General features: G+C 47.1%; 6 protein-coding genes. 3 read left to right on the forward strand and 3 right to left on the reverse strand.

What is annotated here, in order from left to right; translation table 11 throughout:
* Positions 1-80 precede the first annotated feature (80 nt).
* The 3 genes from larA to GX348_01675 all read left to right on the forward strand — a co-directional run bounded on the left by larA (position 81) and on the right by GX348_01675 (position 2,909).
* Positions 81-1,358, forward strand: coding sequence for a nickel-dependent lactate racemase (gene larA, locus GX348_01665; protein ID NLP40894.1), 1,278 nt, complete (start codon positions 81-83; stop codon positions 1,356-1,358).
* A gap of 88 nt (positions 1,359-1,446) precedes the next feature.
* A complete protein-coding gene (locus GX348_01670) occupies positions 1,447-1,746 on the forward strand; it encodes a UxaA family hydrolase (protein ID NLP40895.1) in 300 nt (99 codons plus the stop codon).
* A gap of 2 nt (positions 1,747-1,748) precedes the next feature.
* Positions 1,749-2,909: a UxaA family hydrolase gene (locus tag GX348_01675; GenBank protein ID NLP40896.1), complete on the forward strand. Its 1,161-nt coding sequence runs from the start codon at positions 1,749-1,751 to the stop codon at positions 2,907-2,909.
* Between the two features lie 82 nt (positions 2,910-2,991).
* Here the strand turns inward: GX348_01675 and GX348_01680 are convergent, their stop codons facing one another.
* The 3 genes from GX348_01680 to GX348_01690 form a co-directional block, all read right to left on the reverse strand.
* On the reverse strand, positions 2,992-4,860 hold the full coding sequence (locus tag GX348_01680; GenBank protein ID NLP40897.1) for a PAS domain S-box protein: 1,869 nt from the start codon (positions 4,858-4,860) through the stop codon (positions 2,992-2,994).
* Positions 4,861-4,872: 12 nt separating this feature from the next.
* A complete protein-coding gene (locus GX348_01685) occupies positions 4,873-5,505 on the reverse strand; it encodes a sensor histidine kinase (protein NLP40898.1) in 633 nt (210 codons plus the stop codon).
* A gap of 102 nt (positions 5,506-5,607) precedes the next feature.
* Positions 5,608-6,000, reverse strand: a 393-nt coding sequence (locus tag GX348_01690) for a diguanylate cyclase (GenBank protein ID NLP40899.1), incomplete at its 5' end; no start/stop codon positions are given.

Raw genomic sequence — 6,000 nt, forward strand, 5'->3', positions numbered from 1 at the left:
GTAGTTGAGCACGAAGGCGCAAACCGCGAATTAATTGAAGTAATATTGCAGAAGGCACACCTAAGCTTAGGAGGGAGAACATGACCGTTATTAACATCCCATATGGTAAAGGCTATATTCCCCTTTCAATACCTGATGAGCGTTTGGAAGGCATTTTGGAGTCGCGCGCCCATCATTACCAACCCGAAGCCTCAGAAGCTAAGCTTGTTCAGCGAGCTTTGGAAAATCCGATTGGCTCGCCAAGATTACGTGATTTGGCGGCAGGGCGTAAAAAAATTGTTATTATAACCAGTGATCATACCAGACCTGTTCCCACTAAGATTATCGCCCCGTTGCTGCTCGCTGAAATCCGCAGCGCCAATCCGGACGCCGAAATTACCTTTTTGGTAGCAACCGGCTTTCACCGGGCCAGCACTCAGCAAGAGCTGTTAAATAAGTTTGGGAAAGAACTGCTGCGCGACGAAAGAATTGTTATTCATAACGGCTGGGACAAAGACTCCCTGATTAATGTCGGCAAATTACCGTCAGGCGGCGACTTAATTATAAACAAACTGGCAATGGAAGCTGATCTGCTCATTGCCGAAGGCTTTATTGAGCCGCACTTATTTGCAGGATTTTCGGGCGGCCGAAAAAGTGTTCTGCCCGGCATCGTCAGTTCAGTAACTGTTTTGGCTAACCACTGCGCCGAATTCATTGCCCACGATAAAGCGCGCGCCGGAATTCTTGACGGCAACCCGCTTCATACCGATATGCTTTTTGCCGCTAAACAGGCCAAATTGGCATTTATAATGAATGTTGTCATTGATGCCGACAAAAGAATTATCAATGCTTTTGCCGGCGACTTAGAACAGGCACATTCGGCAGGATGTAACTTTGTCGGCGATCTGGCTTCAGTCCGAGCCAAACCAGCCGATATTGTAATCACTTCTAACGGCGGATATCCGCTTGATCAAAACATTTACCAGCTTGTAAAAGGACTTACTTCGGCCGAGGCTACCTGCAAACCGAACGGCGTCATTATCATCTGCGCGGCCTGCAATGACGGCCATGGCGGCGAGGCTTTCTTCAAGTGGTTTAAGGATGCTCCCGGCGGCGCGCGCGAAGTAATGGACAAGATTATGAAAATTGACCGTGAGTCGACCATTCCCGACCAATGGTGTGCGCAAATCCTCGCCCGCATTCAGCTTAAGCATCAAATAATCATAGTTAGCGATCAATGCGATCATCAGATTATCAGGGATATGGGCTTTATGGCAGCGACAACTATCGGTGAAGCACTAACGACTGCCGAAACAATTGCCAGCAGCAAGGCCAAATTTACGGTAGTCCCTGACGGCGTAGCCGTCATCGTTGGCTAATTAATAACACAAAAGGAGTTCCATCAAATATATGGAATTAACAGGGTAGATGCCCAACGAATTACAACTATTTTTGAGGAGGTATATTATGGCTATTGATGCAATTGTGCTAAACCCATCGGATAATGTGGCAACTGCAGTCCAAGATTTAAAAGCCGGTCAGCAGGCTGCCGTGAGGCTGGAACGCGACTTACATTATGTTACCTTGGTGGAAGATATCCCTTATGGTCACAAGTTTGCGTTTCGAAGCATCAACCAAGGCCAAGATATTCTCAAGTACGGCGAAGTCATTGGCCGCGCTACCAAAAACATTGATGCCGGCTGCCATGCGCATGTACAAAACATTGAAAGCCTGCGCGGCCGCGGCGATCTGGAAAAGGAGGCGTAAAAATGGAATTTATGGGATATCGCCGTGCTGACGGCACAGTAGGCACTCGTAACTATGTTGGCATTTTGTCGGCCGTTGTTTGTGTAAATGAGGTAGTCGAGGCTATTGCCAGTAAAGTCGAGGGAGCAGTTCGCTTTACCCACCATCAAGGCTGTTGCCAGACACCGCTGGATATTGGCCGGGTTAACCAGGCCCTAATCGGGTTAGGCCGCAACCCTAACCTCCATTCGGTAATCCTTGTCAGCTTAGGCTGCGAGAGCACCAATCTCAACGAAGTTATTGAAGGTATCCAAGCTAGCGGAAAAACTGTCAAACACCTTGTAGTTCAAGAGGTCGGTGGTGCTGCCCGCACCACAGCTCAAGGCATTTTAATGGCGCAGGAGTTGGTACGTGAAGCATCACTTCAGCAGCGTGAACCCTTCCCTATCAGTGAATTGGTTCTAGGTATGAAGTGTGGCAGTTCAGATACCACTTCAGGCTTAGTGCCAAACCCCGCAATCGGCGTAGCTTCGGATTTACTGGTAGCGGCCGGCGGCACTTCCATTTTAGGCGAGGTAACCGAATTTATCGGTGCTGAGCATATTCTAGCCAGCCACGCTGCTAACGAAGAAGTAGCTCAAGGCATCCTTGACCTCGTTACCCGCATGGAACAAAGAGCTATTGCCGTAGGTGAAGATATCCGCGGCGGTCAGCCGACCGGCGGCAATATCAAAGGCGGCCTCACTACTATCGAAGAAAAATCGCTCGGTGCAATCGCCAAAGCCGGTTCATCCCCCATTCAGGCGGTATATGAATACGGCGAACGTCCTAAGGTAAAAGGCTTAGTCGTTATGGACTCCCCTGGCCGCGAGCCCGAGATACTTACCGGGCTGGCAGCCGCCGGCTGTAACGTTATTGCCTTTGCTACTGGTCGGGGAGCGCCCCAAGGCTTCCCATTCGTACCTGTTCTGAAAATTACCGGCAGCCGCACAGCCGCTGAAAAAATGAGCGATCATATTGATATGAACTTAAGCGCCGTAATCGATGGCGGCGACACAATTCCCGATGCCGGCCGCCGCATTCTCGAAGAATTAGTTGTTATTGCCTCGGGCGGTATGACCAAAGCCGAGATATCAGGCTATACTAACTCAATGGATATCTACATGCTAGGCCCGGTTATCTAATACGCTCTGCAAATCCAATGTTATTAAATAAACCTCCAGCTAATATGCCGGAGGTTATTTTCTGTAAAATTATTGGCACGCGCTAGCTGCGGCTGTCTTTGCTTTGGCCGCGTTTAAACCTTATGAAAAAGGTTGTGCCATCGCATCCGGTAGCTATATCAATAATAGCATTATGCCTGGCAGCAATACTGTAACAGACCGCCAGGCCTAGGCCCGTTCCATGTTCTTTAGTGGTAAAAAACGGTGTCCCGATTTTTTCAAGCATTGCGGGCTCAATTCCTTTACCCTCATCTTGCACTGCTAGAACTACCGCTTGATCTTCCTCAAATGTTTTAATGGTAAGATTGCCACCGACCGCCATTGCCTCAAGCCCATTACGTACAAGATTCAAAATAAGCTGACGAATCTCTTTCTCATTTAAATTTAAATAAGGAATATTCCCGGTCTCTATTCTTATACCTTTTCCGGCCAGTAAGGCGGTTGACTCGAGCAGCGGCAGCATTGTTTCAATAATGGTATTAAGATTCTGCGTCGTCAATTCCACAACTTTATTTCTGGCTAAAGAAAGAAACTCGCTAATAATCGAATTCGCCCGGTCAAGTTCCTCAATCATTAGTTCAAAATGTTTATTATACTTGCTGCATTCATTCTTGGCGCCAAGGTACTGAAGCAACCCCCGCACAGTAGTCATAGGGTTGCGAATTTCATGGCCAATTCCTGCAGCCATTTCGCCAACCAAATGCAGACGGTCTAAGCGTGCTAGTTCTTTTTCGAACTGTTTACGTCCGGTAATGTCGGTAACCATAACTAGCGCCCCTGAATACTGCCCGTTTTCCGCTAAAAGCGGATTAGTAGATAAACTCGCCCATAACTCTTTTCCGTCGCTGCGATGAAACATGATTTCAGGCAGTTCCCGAACTTGCCGGCGCTTTATAAATTCTTCGGCTTGGTCGATCCATTCCTTATCGACAAAATCATAAAAAGACCCTCCGACTAATTCCATAACAGTGCAGTCCAGCATCTCTGCCATTTTTTTATTGGCAAAAGTTATTCTTCCTGCTCCGTCTAAAAGCAGGATGCCTTCGGAGGCTGTTTCTACTATCTGGCGATATCGCTCCTCACTCTCCCGCAGGGCTTGTTCGGCCTCTTTGCGTTTCGTAATGTCTTCCATAGTACCTTCAAAGTAGAGAACTCGGCCTGTATCATCGTGTACAGCTCGGACACTTTCAGAAACCCAAATTACATCACCATCCCGCCGGCATAGCTGACGCTCTCTGCAATGAATGGCTTCTCCCGCTACCAACGAACTCTCGTAAGTCACGCCTGAAGACTGCGATACCACCTCCTCAGGGTTATCGTAACCTAAAATACGGGCCATCGATTGATTGGCTATAAGATAGCGTCCATCCGGAGCCGCCTGAAAGATTCCCTCGATTGCATTCTCGAAGATAGAACGGTACTTTTGCTCAGCCTGACGCAATTCCGCCGTTCGTTCACGGACTCGCCACTCTAGCTCATCATTTAATTTCCATAAAGTCTCCTCAGCCTGCTTGCGCTCGGCAATGTATTTTTTTTCGGCATTATGTTTGGATAGCGCCATTTTAATTGCTGTATGCAATTCTCGCTCTTTGAATGGTTTTACAATATAGCCGTATGGCTGTGCTGACATTGCGCGCAGCAAGGTATCTTCATCGGTATAAGCGGTAAGATAAATAATAAGAATACCAAATAATCCATGAATTATTTCGGCAGCTTTAGTCCCATCAACTTCTCCTTGCAGTCTAATGTCCATTAAAACCAAATCAGGCTGCAACTCTTTGGCCGCTTTAACAGCCTCTTCTCCGGTAGCCGCAACCTCCGTAACGATATATCCCATATTTCTCAGCGACTGCTGTAAGTCAAGTGCCGCGATCCCTTCATCTTCGACAATCAGTATCTTTATAGCTGTCATTGTGCAACTCTCCTATTCCCCGACATTAAAGGCAACTGCAAATTCAGTTCCATTGCTGTTCGTATTTATCTGAATAGTGCCCCTTAATTGTTTTATCAGAACGATTACTAACTTCATTCCCAGTGACTCGCAATTCTCTATCTTAAAGTCTGCTGGTAAACCAATCCCATTATCACTGACGGTCAATTTAGCTAAATTATCGGCATGATAAAGGTGAATACGTACTTCACCTTTCAGATCAAGTTTGCTGGGAAAGGCGTGTTTAAGCGAATTTGAAACAAGTTCGTTAAGAATTAAAGCGCAGGGGACTACTCGGTCAATACTGAGCGTAAATGGTTCAATATTTATCTGCTGGCTTATGCCTCGCGCAGCTGCCCCGTACGAATGGAACAGATTAACTAAGAGGCTGGGAATATATTCACCGAGATCGATATTTGCCAATGATTCCGACTGGTAGAGCTTTTCATGAATAAGAGCCATTGAGTAAACGCGGTCTTTGCTCTCCTTAAACATCTCAATAGCCTTTGCATCCTTGATATGGGACAATTGCAGATTCAGCATACTGTGGATTATTTGGAGATTGTTTTTGACACGGTGATGTATTTCCTTAAGAAGGGTCTCCTTTTCATTTAGGGCAAGTTGCAAGTTTGCCTTGCTGTCTTGCAGTTCCTCGTTAGCGGTAGCAAGCTGGGCAGTACGCTCCGCAACCCGCTTTTCGAGTTCCCTATTGAGCGTCTGGATCTCTTGCTAGGCATTTTTATGGTCGGTAATATCAATCCCCATTTCCATAATAAGCGTCGATCCATCCACATCAATAAATGGAAAGTCCAGAACCCGATACTCGCGTCCGTCCGGGCCGCTCCATTCCCACTCATGGGGCTTCATAGTTGCAAGGACGGTAAAACTTTGGCAGTTTTCGCAGGGCTCGCTGCGCCCGAATAGCGCTTCAAAACAGCGCCGGCCGTTTACTTCACCGAATTGCTCGCGAAAAAACCGATTAGCAAAGGGAATATGATAATCAGGTGTCATCAGTATCAAATAAGTCGGCAGCATATCTACGACATTATTAAAGCGCTGGCGTTCTAATTTCACGGCCTCCTCGGCCAATTTACGCTCGTCGATATCCCGTTCAAGCAGCTC

It is taken from the genome of Veillonellaceae bacterium (assembly GCA_012523975.1).
Classification (GTDB): Bacteria; Bacillota; Negativicutes; order JAAYSF01; family JAAYSF01; genus JAAYSF01.

Bases quoted from the DNA above. Each gene is read 5' to 3' on its own strand.
- larA (NLP40894.1), top strand. From the start codon at position 81: ATGACCGTTATTAACATCCCATATGGTAAAGGCTATATTCCCCTTTCA.
- GX348_01670 (NLP40895.1), top strand. From the start codon at position 1,447: ATGGCTATTGATGCAATTGTGCTAAACCCATCGGATAATGTGGCAACT.
- GX348_01675 (NLP40896.1), top strand. From the start codon at position 1,749: ATGGAATTTATGGGATATCGCCGTGCTGACGGCACAGTAGGCACTCGT.
- GX348_01680 (NLP40897.1), bottom strand. From the start codon at position 4,860: ATGACAGCTATAAAGATACTGATTGTCGAAGATGAAGGGATCGCGGCA.